Genomic DNA, 22741 nt, shown 5'->3' on the forward strand with positions numbered 1-22741 from the left:
TTGGCGCGGACATGAGGGCGCCGGCGGGCGCCAAGGTCCTCGTGGCCCGCAGCCCGGATCGCGCTGCCGAGCTCGTCTCCGCCCTGCGCGGCGCCGGCGCCGAGCCGCTGCTGTTGCCATTGATCGACTTCGAGCTCGCCAGCGACCAGCACTCGCTGGATGTCGCCTTTGACGCCCTCGGCGCCGGTGCTTATAACTGGTTGGTGGTCAGCAGCGTCACCGCGGTCCAGGCGCTCGAGGTCAAGGCCGCCGACCGGGGAAGCACGCTGAGCAGTTGGCTCCCCGGCAGCCTTCTGGTCGCCACCATCGGGCCGGCCACCCGCCGTTTCCTCGAATCCCGGGGCATCGCCGTCGACCTGGCGCCCACCAGGCAGCAGTCCGGCGCCGGACTGATCGATATCTGGCCCCCGCACCAGGGCACCGTCCTTCTGCCGCAGGCCGATATCGCGGACCCCCGGCTCCGCCGCGGGCTTCGGGCACGAGGCGCCTTCGTCCAGGCCGTGACGGCGTACCGCACCGTGGACTATCCGGCGGACGCCGGCCGCAGCCTTGCTGCCGCCCTGCCAGCGCAGCTGCCGTGCGGGGCGGACCCGGAAAATGACGCCGTCGTCCTCACCCCGGCCCAGGCGCGAATTGAAATCAGCACCGGCCGGCTCGATGCCGTCGTCGCTGCCTCCCCAAGTGCCGCCCGGCGCATCCACGCGGATCTGGCCCCGCTGGGCGGCTGCCGGTTCGTCGCCATCGGACGGTCCACCGCCGCCGAAGCGGAGTTCCTTGGCCTCACAGTGGCGGCCGTCGCGGAGAAGCCAACCGCTTCCGGGCTGGTGGCCGCCGTCGTGCGGTCCCTGGCACGCCAGCCGTCACCCCATCATCAGCCAGTCACCGAGCCCCCTGCAAAGGACACCCCATGAGCTTTCCCACCCATCGTCCCCGCCGGCTTCGCACCACCCCGGCCATGCGCCAGCTGACGGCCGAATACCGACTCTCCGCCTCGGAATTGATCCTTCCCGCCTTCATCCGTGAAGGCCTGGCCGAGCCGAACCCGATCGCCTCGATGCCCGGCGTGCAGCAACACACCACCGACAGCCTCAAGCGCGCCGCGCGCGAGGCCGTGGAGCTCGGCGTCGGCGGCATCATGCTCTTCGGAATCCCCGCGGTCCGCGACGCCACCGGCGCCGCCTCGCTGGACCCCGACGGCGTCCTGAACAAAGCGATCCGCGACGTCCGGGCCGAGGTGGGCGACGAACTGGTCATCATGAGCGACGTCTGCCTCGATGAATTCACCGACCACGGGCACTGCGGGGTCCTGGACGCCCACGGCTACGTGGACAACGACGCCACCCTGGAAATCTACGGCCGGATGGCAGTGGCCCAGGCCGAGGCCGGAGCCCACGTCCTCGGCCCGTCCGGAATGATGGACGGCCAAATCGCAGTAATCCGTCAGGCCCTTGAGGACGCCGGCCACGCCACCACCGCCGTCGTCGCCTATGCCGCGAAATACGCCTCGGCGTTCTACGGCCCGTTCCGTGAGGCCGTCGATTCGCAGCTCACCGGCGACCGGCGCACCTACCAAATGGACGCTGCGAACCGCCGCGAAGCGCTCCTGGAAGTCGAACTGGACCTCGCTGAAGGCGCCGACATGGTCATGGTCAAGCCGGCCATGAGTTACCTGGATATTCTGGCCGACGTCGCTGCCATGAGTCCCGTACCGGTGGCCGCCTATCAGATCTCCGGTGAGTACTCCATGATCGAGGCCGCTGCGGCGAACGGCTGGATCGACCGGCAGGCCGCGATCACCGAATCGGTGCTGGGCATCAAGCGTGCCGGAGCCAACATGGTCCTCACGTACTGGGCCAGCGAACTCGCCGGCTGGCTGAAGGAGTCCTGATGCACTCGATGACAACGCCGGATCCAGCCTCCGAATCGAACCCCACCGCCCCCGTGGGCCCGGATCGCGTCCTGCTGGGCCTTAACACCTTCGGCGACGTCGGGGTCTTCCCCGACGGGCACCCGGTTCCACACGCACAGGTGCTGCGCCAACTGCTGGAACAGGCTGAACTCGCTGATCAGGTGGCTCTGCATGCCTTCGGGGTGGGGGAGCATCACCGTCGCGACTTCGCGGTCTCCGCTCCCGAGGTGTTTCTCGCCGCCGCGGCCGCCCGGACCAAACACATCCGGCTCGGCTCAGCCGTGACGGTCCTGAGCTCCGATGACCCCATCCGCGTCTTCCAGCGCTTTTCCACCGTGGACGCCATCTCCAACGGCCGGGCCGAGATCATGCTTGGCCGGGGCTCCTTCGTGGAGTCCTTCCCGCTTTTCGGACTCAACCTGGCCGACTACGAGGTCCTGTTCGAGGAGAAGCTTGAGCTCTTCGACAAGGCCCGGGCCCAGGAGCCTATTCACTGGGAAGGCCGGACCCGGCCGCCCATCAGCGGCCTCAGCGCCTACCCGCCGCTCGAACACCACCTGCTGCCCGCCTGGATCGGCGTCGGCGGAACACCCGAATCGGTGCTGCGCTGCGCCGAATACGGTTATCCGATCATCTTCGCCATCATCGGCGGACAGCCGAAGTCCTTCGCGCCGTTGGCCAACCTCTACCGCGAAGCGATGGCGAAATACGGCCACCCGATGCAGCAGATCGCCACTCATTCGCCGGGCCACGTTGCTGCCACGGACGAGGAAGCCCGGGAAGAATTCTTCCCCCACTGGCTCGGCCAGCGCAACCAGATCGGCGCCGAGCGCGGCTGGGGCCCGGGCAACCGGGCCGAGTTTGACGCCCTGTGCACCCCGGAGGGTGCCCTGTACGTGGGGTCCTCGGAGACCGTCGCTGCGAAGATCGCCCTGCTGAAAAATAACCTCGGCGTAGACCGGTTCGACCTTAAGTACAGCAACGGCACCCTGCCGCACACAGCGATGATGCGCTCCATTGAGCTGTTCGGCACGGAGGTGGCCCCCCGGGTGGCTGCCCTGCTGGCCGCCGGCGTACCGCAGAACTGAAAGGATAGGATCCATGACTTCCAGCCACCCTCGCAACGAGGAACTTTTCGACCGCGCCCGCAAGCTCATGCCGGGCGGCGTCAACTCGCCGGTCCGTGCGTTCGGCTCCGTCGGCGGGACCCCGCGGTTCATGGTCTCCGCCGCCGGCCCCTACCTGACCGATGCCGACGGCGCGGAGTATGTGGACCTGGTCTGCTCCTGGGGCCCGGCGTTGCTGGGCCATGCCCATCCGGCCGTCCTCGCCGCCGTGCACGCCGCCGTCGACCGCGGACTGTCCTTCGGCGCATCGACGCCGGACGAGGCCAACCTCGCCGCGATTGTCCAGGAACGCGTTCCGGCCGCCGAACGCGTCCGCATGGTCTCCACCGGCACCGAGGCGACCATGACCGCCGTCCGGCTGGCCCGTGGCTTCACCGGCCGGAACCTCATCATCAAATTTGCCGGCTGCTACCACGGCCACCTCGACGGGCTGCTCGCCGCTGCCGGCTCCGGTCTGGCCACGCTCGCGCTGCCGGGCTCCGCCGGCGTCACCGCCGCCACAGCCGCTGAAACTCTGGTGCTGCCCTACAACGACCTCGCCGCTGTCGAGGCCGCCTTCGCAAAACACGGGGACCACATCGCCGCCGTCATTACCGAGGCGGCGCCGGCCAACATGGGCGTCGTCACGCCGGGCGAGGGCTTCAACGCCGGGTTGTCACGCATCACCCGGGAGCACGGTGCCCTGCTGATCCTCGATGAAGTCCTCACCGGCTTCCGGACGGGATACGCGGGCTACTGGGGACTCACCGGCGGCTCAGCCGACGCCGCGGAGCCCTGGACCCCGGACCTGCTGACGTTCGGCAAGGTCATTGGCGGCGGGATGCCGACGGCGGCCCTCGCCGGGCGCGCCGAGGTCATGGACTACCTCGCTCCACTGGGGCCGGTTTACCAGGCCGGGACGCTCTCCGGCAATCCCGTGGCGATGGCTGCCGGCGTCGCAACGCTGACCCACGCCACCGCCGAGGTCTACGCCTTCGTCGATGCCCGCTCCCTGGAGCTCTCCACCGCCCTGTCCGGGGCGCTGGACGCGGCCGGGGTGGACCACTCGATCCAGCGTGCCGGGAACCTGTTCTCCGTGGCGTTCGGCACCTCCGCCAGGGGCGTGCACAACTACGACGACGCCCAGGGCCAGGAAGTATTCCGCTACGCGCCCTTCTTCCACTCCATGCTGGACTCGGGGGTGTACCTGCCGCCGTCGGTCTTCGAGGCCTGGTTCCTCTCCGCCGCGCACGACGACGCTGCCATGAACAGGATCTTCGACGCCCTGCCCGCTGCCGCCAAGGCTGCGGCCGCCGCAACGGCGTAACCCGGCGCTGCAACAATCGGCTCTTGAAGCCGTAGCCGTTCCGGCGCGGTCGTTAAAACACGTTGGGCACCCGCAGCGGCGGGTGCCCAACGTGGTTAAGGTTGTTTGTCAGCGGCCTAGAGGACGTCCGACAGGAAGCCCTGGAGCCGTTCCGTCCGCGGGTTCGTGAAGAGCTGCTCCGGCGGACCGGACTCCACGACGACACCGGCATCCATGAACGTCACGGTGTCCGAGACGTTGCGGGAGAAGCCCATCTCGTGCGTGACCACAACCATGGTCATGCCGCCCTTGGCGAGATCGGCCATTAGCGACAGCACGCCCTTGACGAGCTCCGGATCAAGAGCGGAGGTGGCCTCGTCAAAGAACATCACTTCCGGCTTCATGGCCAGCGCCCGCGCGATTGCCACGCGCTGCTGCTGGCCGCCGGACAGATTGGCTGGCCGGGCGTCTGCTTTGTGTTTGAGCCCAACGAGGTCGAGCTGTTCCAAAGCTTCGGCCCGGGCCTGTTCTGCCGGAAGTTTGCGCAGTTTGCGCAGCGCGAGGGAGACGTTGTCCACCACGGTCTTGTGCGGAAATAGGTTGAACTGCTGGAACACCATGCCGATGCGCTGGCGCAATTCATCCGGGTTGTCCTGGAGTACTGACCGTCCATCCAGCAGGATGTCACCCTTATCCGGTTCGATCAGGCGGTTCATCACCCGGAGGAGCGTTGACTTGCCGGAGCCGGACGGACCGATCACCGAAGCGGTGGTGCCCTTTTCAACCTGAAGGTCGATACCGCGGAGGACATGGTTGGAGCCAAAGGACAGGTGCAGGTTCTTGCCGGTCAGCGAACCTGAGGCGAATTCACTCATGGCTGTGCTCCCTTCCCGATCAGGGCTGCGGCGTCGTCAGGCTGCTTTTTCTCCGGACGGCCCGTGCGCAGGCGGTTATCGATGTAGTTGACCAAGTGGGTGAGCGGAACGGTCAGAATCAGGTACATGAAGGCCGCGGCGATCAACGGCGAGAGATTCCCGGTGTTGGCTGCGGCATCGTTGCCGATGCGGAAGATCTCGCGCTGGCTGGCCAGCAGGCCCAACAGGTAGACCAGGGACGAGTCCTTGATCAACGAGATGAACTGGTTGACCAGGGCCGGGAGCACCCGGCGGATCCCCTGCGGAATCACCACGAGGCGCATCGAAGATCCGTAGCTGAATCCCAGCGCCCGGGATGCCTCCATTTGTCCCTTCTCCACGCTCTGAATGCCTGAGCGGAAGATCTCGCCAATGTAAGCCGCTGCCATGAGCGTCAAGGCGAAAATGGCGAGCGGAAACGGGTTGGTGGATCCGGTCGTCAACCGGACCAGAGGTCCGAGCCCGATTCCAATGAGCAGGATGACCACAATCGCGGGGACGCCCCGGAAGATGTCCGTGTAAATCCGGGAAAGCCAGCGAAGGGCGGTGATCCGGGACGTGCCCATGACGGCCAGGATCATGCCCAGGATGCACCCGAGCACGCCCGAGGAAACCGCCAGAAGGAGGGTGTTGGGCAGGCCGACAGTTACCATCTTCGGGATGACTGATGCCATAGCCTCCCAGTCAAAGAAGGTCTTCAGGAGTTGATCGAGTGCATCCATGGACTAGGACTTCGGGACGGTGACAGCCTTGGAACCCGGGGACCACGTGGCCGGGGTCTCGCGGTCCGGGTACCATTCCTTGGTCAATTTGGACCACGTTCCATCGGCAATGACCGCGTCGAGGCCTGAATTAAGGGCATCGATGAGCGGCTGGTTCTCCGAGTTCACGGCGTAGGCGGTGAAGTTCTGGGTGTTCACGACGGACTCGGCGATGACGGTTCCGTCGCCTTCCTTGACCTGGCCGGTAGCCTGCTGTGAGGGGGCCACCCAGGCGTCCACCTGGCCGTTTTTCAGGTTGGCGTAGGCGGTGTTGTAGTCCTCAAAGCGGACAGGCTCGATCTGCAGGGTGTTGGTGACGTAGTCGTCCTGCACAGTCCCCTGGACGACGGCGATGCGGGTGTCCTTCGTCAGGTCCGCGAACCCCTTGATTTTGTCGTCCTTTTTGGCAACAACCGCCATGTAGCCGAAGTCGTAACCATTGGTGAATCCCACGGTCTTGCGGCGTGCGTCCGTTGTGGAGATCGAGGAGGAGCCGAGGTCGAACTGCTTGTTCTGGACCTGTGAGAGCAGGGAAGCGAAGCCGGTGGATTTGAACTCGACCTTGAGGTCCAGCTTGTCCGCGATGGCCCTCAACAGTTCATTGTCGTAGCCGGTGAATTTTCCGGAGGAATCAATGAAGATGTTCGGCGGGGCGTCGGACAGCGTTCCGACGGTAAGAGTGCCCTCGCTGATGAGGCCCAGGTTGGACTTCTCGACCTTGTCCACCGGGGTGACGTCCTTGGTGGTGTACTTGTCCAGCGAGGTCTGGTCGCTGCCGGCGAGGGCATCGGTGGGGGACGCTGACGGCTGGCCGGATCCGCCGCCGCAGGCCGCCAGGGAGACGGCTACTGCAATCGCCACAGGAAAAGTAGTCAGCCACTTCTTGGCTTTGGATTTCATCACGCGAATCACTTTCGTCGAAAGGTAAAGGGGCCGCGGAGAGACGATGCATCTCGCTCCGGCCAGGGCTTGAAAAGCCCAGAGGGCAGGTAAGCCGCGAAATATAATTGTGGCATCCGACCCCGGACCCGATTCAACTCGAATTTCCGCGCAGTCAAAAGTGCATGAAGAGAATTTTCGTCGCGGTACACGCTGGCTCACCCGCCAGCTGAGGCGCTTAGCCCGGGTCCGGCGGAACGAATCGCGCGCGTCGTTGTTGCCCTGACCGGCCTCCCGGCATGTGACGTCCATCGCAATCGCTGGAGAAGGGGACCAGGACGGTCTATTTACGGCATCCCGCGACGAAACGTGTCGTATTAAGACAGGTCTTAGAAATCTCCGCGGCTGGCATCCTCGGGCGGCAGCACCGGCCAGTCGCCCTCGATCACGGCGGCAGGCTTGGTCTTGCGAAGGTACGTCTGGAAGTCGGTTGCCTGAGCAGAGGCCCACTCGATCTGCAACTGGTGCAAATGGGTGGCCGGCATCCGGAGCTTGGGAAACTTCCCGGCCATGGCATCGAGCATGCGCAGGGTGGCCAGGGCATCGGCGGCCGAGGTGTGGGCATTGTCCAGGTCCACCCCGTATTCCTCGCAAAGAGCCGTCAGGGTGCGCTTGCCCTTGCGGTACCGGTCCACTTGCTTGTTCATGATGTAAGGATCAAGTACGGGGAAACGCGTCAGCTGTGGCACGCCGTAGCGGGCCGACTCGGCGGCGAGCACGGTGAAGTCGTAGCTGGCGTTGAAGGCGATCACCGGAACGCCGGTGTCGAAAAGCTCCTGGAGCACCGCGGCGACCTCCCGCGTCACGTCGGCGGCGGGGCGGCCTTCGTTGCGGGCCCGTTCCGTGGTGACGCCGTGGATGTCACTGGCCTCGGAGGGGATCTCAACCCCCGGATCGGCGAGCCACTCGTGCTCCTGGATGATGCCGCCGTCGGAGTCCACCACGGTGATGGATGCCGTGACAATCCGCGCGGCGCGGGAGTTCCGGCCGGTAGTTTCGAGGTCGAAGGCTGCGCGGGGGAGGGAATTCCAAGTGCTCATGCTGCAACGCTACCTGCTGCCACAGACAAGTTTGTGTCGCCACCCGGCCGGTAGGCTTGAGCCATGAAGTTGGCGTATGTGGAGGCGGTGCTGGACGTGGTCGCGCTGATCCCCGCAGGCGCCGCAGTGGCATACGGTGACGTCGCAGAGCTTCTCGGTACAGGCGGTGCCCGGCAGGTCGGCTCCGTGATGAGCCACCACGGCAGTGCAGTTTCCTGGTGGCGGGTCCTGAAGGCCAGCGGCGACGCGCCGCCCGGGCACGAACGTGAGGCCCTCACCCGGTACATCCTGGAAGGCACCCCCCTGCTGGGGAACTATGCCGGGTACCTTCACCACGGTGACGGGCGCTGGCGGGTGGATCTGATGACCGCGCGGTGGGCGCCGACGGACGGTGAATTCGACCGGATTGACGCGGTAGCCGAACGGCTCGAACGCACGTCCCGAAAACTGTCGGTCCCCGATGATGAAATGACTGTGTGAGTATTCCGAGCAAGAACATTCCCGGCAAGAACACTCCGAGCAAGAACACTCCGGGCAAGAACACTCCGGGCAAGAACACTCCTGGCAAGAACGTTCCGAGCAGGAACACCGAGTCCCGCCCGCCCACAACCAGCCTCCGCCTCCTTCCGCCTCGCGAACTGCACAACGCGGTTCCCGTGCTGACGGCGGACCAACTCGCCGCCGTCGACGTCCCGCACGGCTCCGGCCCGGTCCTTATCCCCGGTGCGCCGGGAACCGGCAAGTCGACGGTGCTCGTTGAGGCCGCCGTCCGGCGCGCACAGCGGGACGGGCTCGATCCCGAACGCATGCTCATCCTCGCCCCGAACCGGCTTGCCGCCGACTCGCTCCGGGACCGCTTTACCGCGCGCCTGGACCGCAGTCTAAGTACGACGCCGGCACGCACTTGGGCGTCGTACGCCTTCGACCTGATCCGCCGCGCCAAGGCGGAGGGGATCCTGCCGTTGCCGCGCCCGCCGAAGCTGTTATCGGGTCCGGAACAAGACCTCATCATCAAGGAACTCCTCGAAGGCCACGCCCAGCCCGGACTCGAGCTGCCCTGGCCGGAAGACCTGGGCGCTGCCCTGCAGACCCGGGGGTTCCGGCAGGAAGTCCGCCAGCTCTTCGACCGGATCATCGAGTCCGGACGGACCGCCGAGGACCTTGTGGTCCTGGCACGGCGGTGCCGCCGGCCGGACTGGGTCGCCGCCGCCGCGCTGTACGCGGAGTACCGCGATGTGCTGGATTTGCGGATGCCGGAATCCTTCGATCCAGCCGGCATCATCACCGCAGCCCGGCAGATCTTCCAGGACGAGCCGGACTTCCTCGCTGCTGAACGCGATCGGCTCCAGCTGATCCTGGTCGATGACATGCAGGAGGCCAACCCGGCAGTCTTTGAACTGCTCGCGGACATCGCCGCGGGCAAGGAGGCCCTGATCACGTCATCACCGGATACCGTGGTCCAGGGGTTCCGTGGTGCCCGCCCGGACCTCGTCGCGGAGCTTCCGCGGTTGCTTGCCCCGGCCGGGGGCGGCGTCCTCGAGCGGCCACTCCGGACCGCCCACCGGCACGCCCCCGCGGTCGCGGAGGCTTGGCTCGCCGTCGCAAGCCGGATTTCCAGCCGCGCCGGCGGCCAGGCCGCGCGCAGGCTGGAGCAGCCGCAGGAAAGGGAGCAGCCGCAGGAAAGGGAGCAGCCGCAGGAAAGGGAGCAGCCGCAGGACGGGGACCAGTTCCTGGAAGGGAAGCAACCCGCGCGCACCGTCGATGGATCCGTCGAAGCGCACCTGTTGCCCTCACCGGTGCACGAGTTGCGCTACGTGGCGCAACGGATCCTGGAAGCCCAGCTGCAGGACGGCCGCGAACTCGGGGATATCGCCGTGATCGTGCGCAACGGCGGCCAGCTCAGCCAGCTGCAGCGTTACCTCGCCGGGCAGGGCATCCCGGTCCGGATCCCCGTGGCCGAATCCGCCGTCCGTGACGAGGTCGCCGTCCGGCCCCTGCTTGATGCCTTCGCCGTGGCTCTGGACCCGGCGGTGCTGGGCCCGGAGGCGGCCGTGGCGCTGCTGACCTCGCGGATCGGCGGGGCAACCGCCATTGAGCTGCGGCGCCTGCGCCAGTCGCTGCGCCGGGAGGAGCTCCTCGGCGGCGGCGGCCGCACCAGTGACGTGCTCCTCGTCGAGGCGCTGCTGGAACCGGGGGCCCTGGCCACTCTCGGCATCGAAGGGCATTCCGCGCGCCGGATTGCCCGCATGATCAAGTCCGGCCGGGACGCTGCCCAGGCCCCGGGTGGCAACGCCGAAACGGTGCTGTGGGCGCTCTGGAAATCCACCGGACTGGCCTCACGCTGGACCGAGGCGGCCCTGGCAGGAGGACCCTCGGGTGCCCGGGCAGACCGTGACCTGGACGCCATGATGGCCCTCTTCCATACTGCCGAGCGCTATGTCGATCAGTTGCCCGGCTCCGGACCCGAACAGTTCCTTGAGTACCTTCTCAGCCAGGAACTCCCCATGGACACCCTCGCCGCACGGGCCCAGCTGGAGGACGCTGTCGAACTCATGACACCTGCCAGCGCCGCCGGCAGGGAGTGGCCCGTCGTCATCGTTCCCGGCCTGCAGGAAGGCGTGTGGCCCAATACCAGGCTCCGCGGCGAGCTGCTCGGCAGCACGTTGTTTGCGGACGCCGTGGAGCACGGCGTGGAGTACGCGCTGCAACTGGACCCGCTCAGCAGGCTGCGCGAAATCCGTTACGACGAGTTGCGCAGCTTCTCCACCGCAGCGTCCCGGGCCAAGCAGGTGCTGATCTGTACCGCCGTGTCCTCCGAGGACGACCAGCCGTCATCGTTCCTGGATTACGTGGCGCCGCTGGGCCCGAACCAGGACCGGCGCGGCTTCACACCGGTGGAGCGCCCGCTCACCCTGCGTGCCCTCGTCGCCGAACTGCGCCAGTACGCCCAGCTGGACGCCGGCACCCCCGAGGCACTCGAGGCCAGCACCGTACTCGGCGCCCTGGCTGCGGCAGAACCGCCCGTGCCCGGCGCGCATCCCGGAAGCTGGTGGGGCCTGGCACCGCTGTCCACAGACGAACCCGTCGTTCCGCCCGGCGGCACCGTTTACGTCTCGCCGTCAAAGGTGGAAACCGTGCAGAAGTCGCCACTGGACTGGTTTGTCCAGGCCGCCGGCGGAGAAGCCGCCACCGACTTTGCCCGGAGCTTGGGCACCCTGGTCCACGCCATCGCCCAGGACCTCCCCGATGCCTCCGGCGGCGAATACGTCGCGGAACTCGTCCGCCGCTGGCCGGCGCTCGGAATGAAAGACAACTGGGAAGGCAAGCTGGACTTCCAGCGCGCCGAAACAATGGTCCGCAAACTCGCCCAGTACGTGCTGGTCATGCGCAGCGAAGGCCGGTCGCTGGTCGGCGTCGAGGTCGATTTCGAAGTCAAGCTCCCGGATCTAACGGCTCCCAGCGGAAACACGAGCGCGGACACCGGCGCCGACGGTGAATCCTGGCCGGGCCGCCAAGCGGTGCTGCGTGGCCAGGTGGACCGGCTGGAGATCGACGCCGAGGGCCGGCTCGTCGTGGTGGACCTCAAGACCGGCAAGCGGCAGCCCGGCAAGGCCGACCTCGATCGGCACCCGCAGCTGGGGGCCTACCAGGCCGCCGTGCTGGCCGGGGGTTTCGCCGGACCCGACGACGGCCCGCCGCCCCTGCCCGGCGGGGCTGTCCTCGCCCAGCTCGGCACCACCACCAAGAGTCCCGGCATCCAGGCCCAGCCGCCGCTGGACCCCGCGGAAAACTGGGCCCTGGACATGGTGGGCGACGCAGCACATGTCATGTCCGGGAGCACCTTCGAGGCACGCCACGATCCGTCCAAGGGTGGCCACGGTGGCCACGGCTGCCGCCTTCCTGAAGTCTGCCCGCTGTGCCTGCGGGGAAAGCAGGTAACAGAATGAGCCCCGAAATAACACGTCCCGCAGCCCTTCCCGCCCCCAGGTTCACTCCTGAGGAGCTGTCCGCTCTACTGGGGGAGAAGAACAGCCCTACCGCCGAACAGTCGCACATCATTTCTTCGCCGCTCGAACCCCGGCTTGTCATCGCCGGCGCCGGCTCAGGCAAGACCGCCACGATGGCCGACCGTGTGGTGTGGCTTGTCGCCAACGGCTGGGTCCGGCCTGAGGAAGTCCTCGGCGTGACCTTTACCCGGAAGGCAGCCGGTGAGCTTGCCACCCGGATCCGCGCCAAGCTGGCCGCGCTGCAACGCATCGCCGGAGCCGACACCCAGAATCAGATGTTTCCCGCCGGGCAGCTTAGTTCCGACGCGCTCGAACCCAAAGTCTCCACTTACCATTCCTATGCCAGTGGAATCGTGTCCGACTACGGCCTCCGGCTCGGCGTCGAACGCGATGTCGTCCTGCTGGGCGGCGCCCAGTCCTTCCAGCTGGCGAGCGAGGTCGTGGAGGCCTTCGACGGCGAGTATGAGCACTTCCGCTCCGCCAAATCGACACTGGTCAAGGCAGTCATCCAGCTCGCCAGCGAGTGCGCGGAGCACCTCCAGGACCCCGCCGCAGTCCGCGGCTGGCTGCTGGAGCGGGTCGCCGAGTTCGAGGGGCTGCCCTACCTCGCCACTGCCAAAAGGAATCCCAGCCAGGCCGTCGGCGAGCTGAGCGGCCTGTTGCGCACGCGGGCGAGTGTTGCGGAAATGGTGGGCCGCTACACGGACGCCAAGCGCGCCCGGGGCGCACTGGACTTCGGCGACCTCGTAGCCCTCGCCGCCCGCGTCGCCAACGAGGTCCCAGTCGCCGCGGAAACCGAACGCCAGCGGTACAAGGTGGTGTTACTCGACGAATTCCAGGACACCTCCCATGCCCAGCTCGTCCTCTTCTCCCGGCTGTTCGGTGACGGCCACGCGGTCACCGCAGTAGGGGATCCCAACCAGTCCATCTACGGCTTCCGCGGTGCCTCTGCCGGCCAGCTCTTTCACTTCGTCCGCGAGTTCCCGGTGCGGCTTGGGAACGATGATGACGCCGGTGCCGAGGGAACGGACGTTACTGCCGGAACGGGCGGCACGGATGACGGCGGCGATGCGCACCGCCCCGCTCGCTTCGCCGTCGCACCGACGTCGTACCTCACCACTGCGTGGCGCAACGGCCGGAACATTCTTTCCGCCGCCAACGTCATTTCGGAGCCGCTCAGCAGGGCTGCTGCCCACACCGGCCCGGCCGGCGCGAGGGATACAGCCGGAAGCGTCGAGGTCCCGCCGTTGCAGCCGAGCCCGGCCGCAGTGCAGGGCCGGGTGGTCATGGGCCGCTTTGGCACCGACGAGGACGAGGCGGCGGCCATCGCGGATGACGTCCTGAAGTTCCGGGTCACTGATTTCAACGGCTCGGCCGCCGAGCCCGAGCCTCCCGCGATGGCGGTGCTGTGCCGCCGGCGGGCGCAAATGGAATGCATCCGCCGCGAATTCGAGGTGCGGGGCATCCCCTACGAGATCGTCGGCCTCGGCGGTCTGCTGGACACCCCTGAGATCGTTGACCTCGTTGCCACCCTGAGGGTCCTGGCAGATCCGGGCCGCTCCGATTCGCTGATGCGCCTGCTTGCCGGGGCGCGCTGGCGGATCGGCCCCGCGGACCTGATGGCCCTGCGGGACTGGTCAAGCTTCCTCGCCCGGCGCCGCGGCCGCCCCGGAACCGACGCGGCCGACGACGACGGCGCGGAGGCGGCGGTGATCGAGGGCGACCTCACCGACGCCGCCAGCCTGGTCGAAGCCCTGGACTGGTTGCCGCGGGAAGGCTGGATCTCCGCGAACGGCCGCCAGCTCAGCACGGAAGGGCTCGATCGGCTCGGCCGGCTGGCCTTGGAGCTTCGGCAGCTCCGCGGCTACATGGGCGATGACCTGACAACCCTGCTCGGGGAAGTGGAGCGGGGCATGCTCCTGGACATCGAAGTGGCGGCACGGCCCGGAACCAGTATTCATCAGGCCCGCCGCAACCTGGACGCATTCCAGGACGCTGCTGCCGGGTTCCTGCACACCTCGCAACGTGTCGACGTCCTCGCCTTCCTGGCCTGGCTGGAGGCCGCAGCCGCCGAGGAAAACGGCTTGGAAGCCGCGGCGCCGGACGTAAATCACGAAGCGGTCCAGCTCCTGACGGTGCACGCCTCCAAGGGTCTGGAGTGGGACGTCGTGTTCGTGCCCGGGTTGAACGCCGGCGCCTTCCCCAGCAGCCGGGACTCGCGGTGGAGCAGCGGCAGCGCTGCTCTGCCCTGGCCGCTGCGCGGGGACCGCGCGGACCTCCCGCAATGGGACCTGGAACATCCGGACCAGAAAGGCTGGCTCGACGCCGAGAAAGAGTTCAAGTCCGCAGTCCAGGTCCACGGTGCGGCCGAGGAACGGCGGCTCGCTTACGTGGCCTACACCCGGGCCAAACACGTTCTCTGGGTCTCCAGCGCTGCCTGGGTGGGCTCCCGTGCGGGAATGGCAGACATGTCGCCCTTCCTGGCTGAACTGGAGGTGCTCGTCGCGCACGGTACCGCCGAAATCCACCCGCTGTCCGTCAGCGAGGACTCTTTGCCGCAGGAGAGCCCGCTGACCTCGGAGCTGTCCGTCGCGGGATGGCCGTACGATCCGCTCGAGGGGCCCACCGATCCCCGCTCGGGAGCCAGACTGCGCCTGGTCCCCGGCCGACGGGCGGCCATGGAGTCAGCCGCTGCACGGGTGCTTCGCTCCCTCGACCCGGAATTGCTCCCTGCTGCCGCCGCCTTCGGTGCCGGCACGGCAGGGCAGGAAAAGCGCCGGGGTTTACGCGGCCCCGCTGGCGGCTGGATGAACGAGGCCGCCACCTTGCTGGAACGCAGATCCCGCCGGACCGCCGGGCAGGATGTGCACCTGCCGAGCCACATATCGGCGTCAACCCTGGTGGATCTGGAGGACGACGCCGGTTCCGTCGTTGCGCGGCTGCGCCGTCCCGTCCCACGCGAGCCGGGAATGTCTGCCCGCAAAGGCACCGCCTTCCACGCCTGGGTGGAGGAATACTTCGGTGCTGCCGGCATGCTGGATCTCGGTGAGGCGGCAGGCTCGGATGATTACATCGACGCAGCGTACGGTCTGGACAGCATGGTGGAGACGTTCCGCCGGTCCGAGTGGGCCAACCGGGCCCCGGCCTACGTAGAGGTGCCGGTGGAGACCCGGATCGGTGACGTGGTGGTCCGCGGCCGGATCGACGCCGTGTTTCGTGATGCCGACGGCGGCTGGGACCTGGTGGATTGGAAGACCGGCCGGAGACCGTCCGCCGGCCAGCTGAAGACGAAAGCCGTCCAGCTGGCCGTGTACCGGCTCGCCTGGTCGCGGTTAAAGGACGTCCCGCTGGATCAGGTGAGGGCAGCGTTCTATTACGTGGCTGACGACGCCGTGGTCCGGCCGCATGATCTGGGCTCCGCGGCTCGGCTGGAACAGATCGTCGAGGCTGCCCTGGGAACCGGCTAGCGAGACTTCGGCGGGACCACCGGGAGCGAAGTCGTGGAGGTGTCATTGGCCGGAGAAGGCGTCTCTGGCTCGCGGTCCGCTTCGTCGTCGGGGATGGCCGTCACGGAGACATTGGAAACCTTGGTGCTGCCTGTCCTTGGGGAGTCAGTCGCTGAATCGTCAGCGGCGGTGTCGCCGGCAGCCGGTAAGTTAGCTCCGGTCGCTCCGGCGTCCTCCCTTGCTTCGTCGCCATCTGCCCGGCCCTCTTCAGCCCGGCCTTCGTCAGACCGGCCTTTGTCAACCTGGTCTTCGTCCGACGTTTCAAGCGGAATCGGTGCTACCTGGACGGCGGGCATTGCGGCGCTGGAGGGAACAGCGGCAAGCCCTGTCACTGAGTCCGGCGCCAAAAGCGCCACCTTGCTCACGGCCGGAACAGGGTGGTCCGGTCCTGAGGCCTGCCCGGCAGGCTGAGCTGACGGGCCGGCGGCCGGGCCGGAGGCCGGCGTTGACGGGGGGACGGGCTGAGGGAGAGGTTCAATGCTGATCGGCTGCCCGCCGTATTCTGCAACGTCCTCGGCCAGTGCGGAGAGCATCGACTCTGCCTCGCTGATCATGTTGTGGTCCCCTGTGGCGATTCCCTTCACCAGGTACTGGGCCAGAGCGAATTCAGCCGAGAGTGCCGCGCGTCGCAGCAGGTGCGCGTCGGGCACGTCCCGCCGGGACGAGGTGTAATGCGCCAGCACGTTGTCAACGAACTCCTGGTCGTTGGATGCGACCAGCCACGCCATGTCATCAGCCGGGTCGCCAATCCGAAGATCGGTCCAGCCGGTTACGGCAGTCACCCGGTCGCCGTCGACCAGCAGATTGTCCTCGTGAAGGTCCCCATGGACGACGCACGGATTGAAACGCCACAAGGAGACGTCTTCCAGGGCATGTTCCCAACGCCGGAGAAGGAGCGGCGGAATTTTGCCGGTGGTCGCGGCCTGGTCCAACTCGTTGAGACGCCGTTGGCGGAACTCATTGGGGGTGTAGCTCGGCAGGTCCGCGTTGCTGACCAGCGAGTGGGGCAAGTCATGGATGGCGGCCATGGCCGCGCCGATTTCGCGTGCCACAGCCGGTGACGCAGCACCGAGTTCCTCGACGGACCGGGTGGAGCCGGCCAAGTGGGAGTACACGAAGGTGGTCAGCGGGCCCTGCCGGACGGTTCCGGCCACGGTGGGCATCAGGAACGGAAGCTCGGCCCGGATGCCGGGGACAAAGGCGCGCAGTACGAGGAATTCCGTTTCCAACCTGGCGCTCGCTTCGGCGTGGCGGGGCGAGCGGACGCGCCATCGCTTCCCTTCGGAATCCAACAGGAGAGCCGAGTCGAAGTCTGCCGGATCGTCGGGCGCTGAACTGACGGCGGTCGGGGTTAGTCCGGGGACCGCCGCGGTTGCCACAGCTGCCAGTTCGATGGGGTTTCTTCTTCTCACTGTTCCACGGTAGGTTGAGCGGCGCCCAAGACGGCGATGCACCACGGCGAGTCTGAAAGATCGGGAATAATTACCGGCATGGGACGCGGCTGCCCTGCTGGTGGGTCGCCCGAGGTGGTGCCCGTGCTAATGCCCACATACGCCCGGCCAGAATGTCAATTGTCAGCGGGAGTCAGTACGGTGGGAACATGAGTCTTGCGGAGTCTGGATCACCAAAGAACACAGCATCAAAGAGCACAGCATCAAAGAGCACGGCCTCAAACAGCACAGCCTCAAACGACACAGCCTCAAGCAACACAGCCTCAAGCAACACAGCCTCAAGCAACGCAGCACCAAAGAATATGTCCCCCGGGAACCGACCACGCGGAGTGGGGTCCGCTACACCGCAGGCCGGCCCCGCCGCGGGCCTGCTGGAGGACACTGTCCTCCCGGTGCGGTCAACGCTGATTGACCGTGGCTCAGCTGCACGGGTGAAGCCCGGAATGCTGGCGGAACTCCTAAGCTCCGGCAGCGCGCGGGCCATGGTGTTGTCCGGCCGGCAGGCCCTGATCAACGGGAGCAACCTGGTCCTGCTTGACGCGGCCGAGCTCGCCAAGCACCTGCAGGGCACGGCCTACGCCCCGGACCACGTGATCTATCTCGGCTCAGCCCTTCCCGGCGCGGACCTTCCGGCAGGCACGCAGCTGGTGCTCTTCCTCCTGCCGCAGCAGTTCGAGGTCCGGGCCGAGGAATTTGAAGCCCATGTGGCCGGTATCCCCGAAGGGGCGCAGTGGGCGGGGTTCCGCGATGTCGCCGCCGCCTTGAGCCCCACGGACACCGCTCTCTTTGTCGAGGCGAGCGCCATCGCCAATTGGCATGCCACCCACATCCACTGCCCGCGCTGCGGCAGTGCCACCGTGCCGGAGGCGGGCGGCTGGGTGCGCCGGTGCCCCGCGGACGGCTCGGAGCATTACCCGCGCACCGATCCGGCCATCATTGTCACAGTCGTGGGCCCGGACGGCCGGTTGCTGCTCGGTGGCGGCGGGCCGCTCGATGCCCGGAACTTTTCGACCCTCGCCGGCTTCGTTGAACCGGGGGAGACGCTGGAACAGGCAGTGGTCCGCGAAATCGGCGAGGAAGTCGGCGTCAAGGTCACCGCATGCCAGTATCTCGGTTCCCAGCCGTGGCCCTTCCCGGCCTCCCTCATGCTGGGATTTACAGCCACCACCGCTGATTCCACAGCCACGCCCGACGGCATCGAAGTCACCCGGGCGCGCTGGTTCAGCCGGAGCGAATTGCAGGAGGCGGTCCTCAGTGGCGAGATCGTCATCTCCAGCAGGCTGTCCATCGCCCGCGCCCTCATCGAACACTGGTACGGCGGCATCATCCACGACCGGGTGGGCGGCGTATGAGGCTACCGTGACGCCCTCCGGCAGCAGCCTCACCGCGCATCCTGAACCGCGGCGCATCCACCGCACACCCTCGAACGACTGAGCAGCAACAGTGAACACAGATCTTTTCCAGTCCAGCGCCTCCCCGGCCGGCCAGCCTGACGACGGCCAGCCAGACGACGGCGGGCCCGCGCCGGACACCCGCTCCCTCGAAGAGCGCATCCTCGGCGGACTCGACGCGGAACAGCGCGAAGTTGCCAGTACCCTGCAGGGCCCGATGTGCGTGCTGGCGGGTGCCGGTACCGGCAAGACCCGCGCCATCACGCACCGCATCGCCTACGGGGTGCACTCCGGTGTCTACAGCCCGCAGCGGCTCCTGGCCGTCACCTTCACCTCCCGGGCGGCCGCCGAAATGCGCAGCCGCCTCCGCGACCTCGGCGTCGGCAACGTTCAAGCCCGCACCTTCCACGCTGCCGCTCTGCGCCAGCTCCAGTTCTTCTGGCCCCAGGCCGTTGGCGGCGTCCTGCCCAATCTGCTCGACCACAAGGCCCAGATGATTGCGGAGGCCGCCCGGCGGTTGCGCCTCAGCACCGACCGCGCCTCGATCCGCGATCTGGCCTCCGAGATCGAGTGGGCCAAGGTTTCCATGCTGACGCCCGCCAACTACTTGGAAAAGGCGCAAGGCCGCGGCGCTCCGGGCGGCTTCGACCTGACCGCCGTCGCCCGGGTCTTCCAGTCCTACGAGGACGTCAAGACTGACCGGAACGTCATCGACTTCGAGGACGTCTTGCTGATCACCGTGGGCATCCTGCAGGAAGACCCCAAGGTCGCCGCCACCGTCCGCGAGCAGTACCGCCACTTCGTCGTCGACGAGTACCAGGACGTTTCGCCGCTGCAGCAGCGGTTGCTGGAACTGTGGCTGGGAGGCCGTGACGAACTCTGCGTCGTCGGTGATGCCAGCCAGACGATCTACTCCTTCACCGGCGCGTCGCCCAAGCACCTCCTAGGCTTCAAAGCCCAATACCCTGAGGCGACGGTGGTCAAACTGATTCGCGACTACCGCTCCACTCCGCAGGTGGTGGGGCTGGCCAACGGGCTGCTTGCCGGCAGGCGCAGCGGTGGTCCCGTCGCCGACGCTGCCTGGGCCACGCCGCTGCAACTCGTGGCGCAACGCCCGCCCGGACCGGTGCCGCAATTCACGGAATGCTCCGACGACGAGGCCGAGGCCGCCACCGTGGCCGTCAAGGTGCGCGAGCTGCTCGACGCCGGCACCCCGGCCAGCCAGGTTGCCGTGCTGTTTCGCACCAACGGCCAGTCCGAGGCCTATGAGCAGGCCCTGGCCTCCGCCGGGATTGGCTACCAGCTGCGCGGCGGGGAGCGCTTTTTTGCCCGGAAGGAAGTCCGCGATGCCATCCTGCAATTGCGGGTTGCCACGCGGGCCGTCGCCGAAACCGCCAGCCCCGAGCCGTTGGGCCAGCTGGTCCGGGACATCGTCGCCTCGCTCGGTTACACGGACGCCGCCCCGCACAGCGGTGGCGCGTTGCGGGAACGCTGGGAATCACTCGCGGCGCTCGTCGCCCTGGCCGACGAACTGGTGATCAGCAGGGGAGTGCAGTTCACCCTCTCAGACTTCGTCAACGAGCTGCAGGAACGCTCGCTTGCCCAACACGCCCCGACCGTGCAGGGCGTCACCCTGGCCTCCTTGCACGCTGCCAAGGGCCTCGAATGGGACGCCGTGTTCCTCGTCGGACTGAGCGAGGGGCTCATGCCGATCTCCTTCGCCGACAGTTCGGAGTCCGTGGACGAGGAACGCCGCTTGTTGTACGTCGGCATCACCCGGGCCAGGGAACACCTGTTCCTGTCCTGGTCCAGTGCGAGGACCCCGGGCGGGCGGGCCAACCGGAAGCCCTCGCGGTTCCTCGACGGGCTGCGGCCCGACTCGGTGGCCAGCTCCGCGGTCCGCGGCAAAGGCGCAGCCCCGCGGCGCAAGGCGGCCGTTCCGGCCACGTGCAGGGTTTGCGGAACCATGCTCACCTCCGGCGCCGAACGCAAGGTGGGCCGGTGCAACCAATGCCCGCCCAGCTACGAGGAACAAACGTTCGACGCTCTCCGGCAGTGGCGCAAGGACGTTGCGCTCGAGGCTGACGTTCCGGCGTTCGTCGTGTTCACCGACGCCACCTTGACCGCCATTGCTGAAGCGCGGCCGGACTCCCTCGAACAGCTCGCCACCCTCCCCGGGGTGGGCCCGTCCAAATTGGAGAAGTACGGCGAGGCAGTGCTGGCAGTGCTGGTTGAAAGCACCACGCTCTGATGGCCGGAGACGGATCCACACGGCCCGGCGGTCATGCGGGCAACACCACAGCGCCGGCAGCCACACCGCTGACCACAGCCGACGGTGCGCCAGTGGAGGTGCGGCGCTCCGCCCGCCGCCGCCGGACCGTTGCCGCATTTTGGGAGGACGGCACCGCGGTGGTCGCCATCCCGGCCTCCTTTAACCGCGCCCAGGAGCGCGAGTGGGTGCACCGGATGCTGGAGAAGCTCCGGCTCCAAGGGGAGCGGAGAACCCGGGGGACCGGATCGCAGCGACCCCGCAGTGATGCCGGCCTGGCCGCTCACGCCGCGGCTCTTTCGGGTCGGTACCTCGGCGGCCGGGCCGTGCCGTCCTCGGTTCGCTGGGTGGGCAACCAGAACTCACGCTGGGGATCTGCGACGCCGTCGACCGGGGCCATCCGGCTCTCGGACAAACTCCGGCCGATGCCGCAGTGGGTCATCGATTACGTGCTGTTGCACGAGCTGGCCCACCTGCTCGTCGCCAGTCACAACGCTGCCTTCTGGCGGCTGCTTGAGGCTTACCCCGAAACCGGCCGGGCCAAGGCCTTCCTGGAAGGCGTCTCGTTTGCCACGTCCCGGGGGCTGGCTTCCGGCAGCGAGGAAGACGACCTGGACGACGGCGCGGCCGCCGTCAGTTGACCCTGCCCTTGCCGTCGCTCAGTTGAAGCCCGCGGCTAGGACTGGGGCTTGTCGTCCTCACCGGGTGCGTCGTCGGTTCCGGACTCATCGGGCTCGCCGGGCCCATTCTGCTCCCCGGATCCGGCGTCCGCTGCGCCGGAATCGTCGGGTTCGTCAAAGCCGCCGCTGAGCAGCTTCTGCAGCGCGTCGTCGACCTCGGTGTCGCTGGCTTCCGCGAGCTTCCTGCGTTCGCTAAAGCCCTTGGGATCTTCCAGATCTTCGGCGGTGGGCAGCAGATCGGGGTGCTGCCAGATCGCATCACGGCCGTCGATTCCACGTTCGTCCTTGAGTAAGGCCCACAGAGCGGCCGCTTCCCGGAGCCGGCGTGGACGCAGTTCCAAACCAACGAGGGATGAAAACGCGTGTTCGGCAGGTCCTCCGGTGGCGCGGCGGCGGCGAACCGTTTCGCGCAGGGCAGCAGCCGACGGCAGCAGCTTCTCGGTGGCGGCCCAGCTGAGTTCATCGACCCACCCTTCCACGAGGGCGAGGGCGGTCTCCAGCTTTTCCAGCGCCTGATCCTGCGCGGGGGTCCGCTGCGGCATAAACACGCCCTGCGACAACGCTTCCTGGATCCCCTCCGGGTTGCCCGGATCCAGCTCCCGGGCAAGTTCTTCGATCTTTGAGGTGTCGATGTGGATGCCCCGGGCATACGCTTCGATCGCGCCGAGGAGGTGCCCCCGCAACCAAGGGACCTGAACGAACAGCCGCGCGTGGGCTGCCTCGCGGACGGCCAGGAACAACCTGATGTCGTTCTCCGGGAGACTAAGGCCTTCACCGAATTTCGCGACGTTGGAGGGCAGCAGCGCCATTTCAAGGTCGGCGAGCGGAACGCCGATGTCCGTTGAGCTGACTACCTCGGCCGAGAGCGCGCCAATGGCCTGGCCCAGCTGCATGCCGAAAATCGCCCCGCCCATGTTCTGCAGCATGGAAGATGCGCCGCCCATCATGGATTTCATTTCCTCCGGCATCTGCTCCGTCATGGCGGTGGAGAGGGCGTTGGCGATGCTGTTGGCGACCGGCTCGGTGAGCCGCTTCCAGGTGCCGAGTGTCTCTTCGACCCACTCGGCCCGTGACCAGGCGCGGCCGATCAGCCCGGTGGCCGGCAGTCCGGTGACCTGGTCCAACCACAGTTCGGCAAGACGCAACGCCTCATCGACCTCGCGTGTCTGCTGTGCCGTGACGGACGGGTCGGAACTGCTCGCGGCCACCCGCCGGGCGTTCTCGTGCGCCAGCTGCCAGTTGACGGGCCCGTCCGAGGACGCACTCATCATGGCCTGTACCTGCGCGAACATCTGGGCGAGCAGGTTGGGGTCGTCCGGTAAACCTGCGGCCTTGGCCAACTCCGTGGGGTCGATGTTCCCCATGCCCTGGCCGCCCATCAGATTCTTGAGCATTTCTGCCAACGGATCCTTCGGTTCCTCGTCGCCGTTGGACGGATTGAGTGGGTTGGAGGTCATGATCC

General features: G+C 67.3%; 16 protein-coding genes. 10 read left to right on the top strand and 6 right to left on the bottom strand.

Annotation, left to right across the window (positions count from 1 at the left end; genetic code table 11):
* Positions 1–11 precede the first annotated feature (11 nt).
* Genes RCH15_RS15785 through hemL form a run of 4 tightly spaced genes read left to right on the top strand, consistent with a single transcriptional unit; the run spans position 12 to position 4342 of the window.
* Positions 12–911 carry a uroporphyrinogen-III synthase gene (locus RCH15_RS15785; RefSeq protein ID WP_326961614.1) on the top strand — a complete coding sequence of 300 codons (900 nt, stop codon included), beginning with the start codon at positions 12–14 and terminating at the stop codon, positions 909–911.
* Positions 908–1888, top strand: coding sequence for a porphobilinogen synthase (gene hemB, locus RCH15_RS15790; protein WP_326961615.1), 981 nt, complete (start codon positions 908–910; stop codon positions 1886–1888). The genes RCH15_RS15785 and hemB overlap by 4 nt, the downstream gene beginning before the upstream one ends.
* Before the next feature lie 8 nt (positions 1889–1896).
* Positions 1897–2997 carry an LLM class flavin-dependent oxidoreductase gene (locus tag RCH15_RS15795; protein WP_442784526.1) on the top strand — a complete coding sequence of 367 codons (1101 nt, stop codon included), beginning with the start codon at positions 1897–1899 and terminating at the stop codon, positions 2995–2997.
* 13 nt (positions 2998–3010) lie between these two features.
* Entirely contained in the window at positions 3011–4342 is a 1332-nt protein-coding gene (gene hemL / locus RCH15_RS15800) for a glutamate-1-semialdehyde 2,1-aminomutase (protein ID WP_326961617.1), read from the top strand.
* Positions 4343–4458: 116 nt separating this feature from the next.
* On the opposite strand, the gene RCH15_RS15805 is transcribed toward hemL, so the two are convergent.
* From RCH15_RS15805 to RCH15_RS15820, 4 genes are all read right to left on the bottom strand, one after another.
* Positions 4459–5196, bottom strand: a complete 738-nt coding sequence (locus tag RCH15_RS15805; protein ID WP_326961618.1) for an amino acid ABC transporter ATP-binding protein — start codon at positions 5194–5196, stop codon at positions 4459–4461.
* On the bottom strand, positions 5193–5957 hold the full coding sequence (locus RCH15_RS15810; RefSeq protein WP_326961619.1) for an amino acid ABC transporter permease: 765 nt from the start codon (positions 5955–5957) through the stop codon (positions 5193–5195). Before RCH15_RS15810 ends, RCH15_RS15805 begins: the two co-directional genes overlap by 4 nt.
* A 3-nt stretch (positions 5958–5960) precedes the next feature.
* Positions 5961–6896 (bottom strand): ABC transporter substrate-binding protein, encoded by a 936-nt coding sequence (locus RCH15_RS15815; RefSeq protein WP_326961629.1) that lies wholly within the window; start codon positions 6894–6896, stop codon positions 5961–5963.
* Between the two features lie 368 nt (positions 6897–7264).
* Positions 7265–7975, bottom strand: coding sequence for a 3'-5' exonuclease (locus RCH15_RS15820; RefSeq protein ID WP_326961620.1), 711 nt, complete (start codon positions 7973–7975; stop codon positions 7265–7267).
* A 63-nt stretch (positions 7976–8038) separates the two neighbouring features.
* On the opposite strand from RCH15_RS15820, the gene RCH15_RS15825 reads away from it, so the two are divergent.
* The 3 genes from RCH15_RS15825 (at position 8039) to RCH15_RS15835 (ending at position 15449) form a co-directional block, all read left to right on the top strand.
* Positions 8039–8455, top strand: a complete 417-nt coding sequence (locus RCH15_RS15825) for an MGMT family protein (protein WP_326961621.1) — start codon at positions 8039–8041, stop codon at positions 8453–8455.
* A 158-nt stretch (positions 8456–8613) separates the two neighbouring features.
* Positions 8614–11922, top strand: a complete 3309-nt coding sequence (locus tag RCH15_RS15830; RefSeq protein ID WP_326961630.1) for an ATP-dependent helicase — start codon at positions 8614–8616, stop codon at positions 11920–11922.
* The gene (locus RCH15_RS15835) at positions 11919–15449 is read left to right on the top strand and encodes an ATP-dependent helicase (RefSeq protein ID WP_326961622.1); all 3531 of its coding nucleotides are present in this window, start codon (positions 11919–11921) and stop codon (positions 15447–15449) included. The genes RCH15_RS15830 and RCH15_RS15835 overlap by 4 nt, the downstream gene beginning before the upstream one ends.
* On the opposite strand, the gene RCH15_RS15840 is transcribed toward RCH15_RS15835, so the two are convergent.
* Positions 15446–16900 carry a macrolide 2'-phosphotransferase gene (locus tag RCH15_RS15840; protein WP_326961623.1) on the bottom strand — a complete coding sequence of 485 codons (1455 nt, stop codon included), beginning with the start codon at positions 16898–16900 and terminating at the stop codon, positions 15446–15448. The two genes, RCH15_RS15835 and RCH15_RS15840, sit on opposite strands and share 4 nt — an antisense overlap.
* A gap of 341 nt (positions 16901–17241) precedes the next feature.
* Between RCH15_RS15840 and nudC the strand changes: the two genes are divergently transcribed.
* The 3 genes from nudC to RCH15_RS15855 all read left to right on the top strand — a co-directional run bounded on the left by nudC (position 17242) and on the right by RCH15_RS15855 (position 21240).
* The gene (gene nudC / locus RCH15_RS15845) at positions 17242–18291 is read left to right on the top strand and encodes an NAD(+) diphosphatase (protein ID WP_442784524.1); all 1050 of its coding nucleotides are present in this window, start codon (positions 17242–17244) and stop codon (positions 18289–18291) included.
* Positions 18292–18490: 199 nt separating this feature from the next.
* Positions 18491–20581 (top strand): ATP-dependent DNA helicase UvrD2, encoded by a 2091-nt coding sequence (locus RCH15_RS15850; RefSeq protein ID WP_326961631.1) that lies wholly within the window; start codon positions 18491–18493, stop codon positions 20579–20581.
* Positions 20581–21240, top strand: coding sequence for a YgjP-like metallopeptidase domain-containing protein (locus tag RCH15_RS15855; protein ID WP_326961625.1), 660 nt, complete (start codon positions 20581–20583; stop codon positions 21238–21240). The genes RCH15_RS15850 and RCH15_RS15855 overlap by 1 nt, the downstream gene beginning before the upstream one ends.
* A gap of 35 nt (positions 21241–21275) precedes the next feature.
* Here the strand turns inward: RCH15_RS15855 and RCH15_RS15860 are convergent, their stop codons facing one another.
* Positions 21276–22736, bottom strand: a complete 1461-nt coding sequence (locus RCH15_RS15860; protein WP_326961626.1) for a zinc-dependent metalloprotease — start codon at positions 22734–22736, stop codon at positions 21276–21278.
* Between the last annotated feature and the right edge of the window lie 5 nt (positions 22737–22741).

Origin of the sequence: Arthrobacter sp. MP_M4 (assembly GCF_035984855.1) — a bacterium.
In the GTDB taxonomy this organism is placed as follows: Bacteria; Actinomycetota; Actinomycetes; order Actinomycetales; family Micrococcaceae; genus Arthrobacter.

Bases quoted from the DNA above. Each gene is read 5' to 3' on its own strand.
- RCH15_RS15825 (WP_326961621.1), top strand. From the start codon at position 8,039: ATGAAGTTGGCGTATGTGGAGGCGGTGCTGGACGTGGTCGCGCTGATC.
- RCH15_RS15860 (WP_326961626.1), bottom strand. From the start codon at position 22,736: ATGACCTCCAACCCACTCAATCCGTCCAACGGCGACGAGGAACCGAAG.
- RCH15_RS15815 (WP_326961629.1), bottom strand. From the start codon at position 6,896: ATGAAATCCAAAGCCAAGAAGTGGCTGACTACTTTTCCTGTGGCGATT.
- RCH15_RS15785 (WP_326961614.1), top strand. From the start codon at position 12: ATGAGGGCGCCGGCGGGCGCCAAGGTCCTCGTGGCCCGCAGCCCGGAT.
- RCH15_RS15810 (WP_326961619.1), bottom strand. From the start codon at position 5,957: ATGGATGCACTCGATCAACTCCTGAAGACCTTCTTTGACTGGGAGGCT.
- RCH15_RS15820 (WP_326961620.1), bottom strand. From the start codon at position 7,975: ATGAGCACTTGGAATTCCCTCCCCCGCGCAGCCTTCGACCTCGAAACT.
- RCH15_RS15855 (WP_326961625.1), top strand. From the start codon at position 20,581: ATGGCCGGAGACGGATCCACACGGCCCGGCGGTCATGCGGGCAACACC.
- hemB (WP_326961615.1), top strand. From the start codon at position 908: ATGAGCTTTCCCACCCATCGTCCCCGCCGGCTTCGCACCACCCCGGCC.
- RCH15_RS15795 (WP_442784526.1), top strand. From the start codon at position 1,897: ATGACAACGCCGGATCCAGCCTCCGAATCGAACCCCACCGCCCCCGTG.
- RCH15_RS15805 (WP_326961618.1), bottom strand. From the start codon at position 5,196: ATGAGTGAATTCGCCTCAGGTTCGCTGACCGGCAAGAACCTGCACCTG.
- RCH15_RS15835 (WP_326961622.1), top strand. From the start codon at position 11,919: ATGAGCCCCGAAATAACACGTCCCGCAGCCCTTCCCGCCCCCAGGTTC.
- hemL (WP_326961617.1), top strand. From the start codon at position 3,011: ATGACTTCCAGCCACCCTCGCAACGAGGAACTTTTCGACCGCGCCCGC.
- nudC (WP_442784524.1), top strand. From the start codon at position 17,242: ATGTCCCCCGGGAACCGACCACGCGGAGTGGGGTCCGCTACACCGCAG.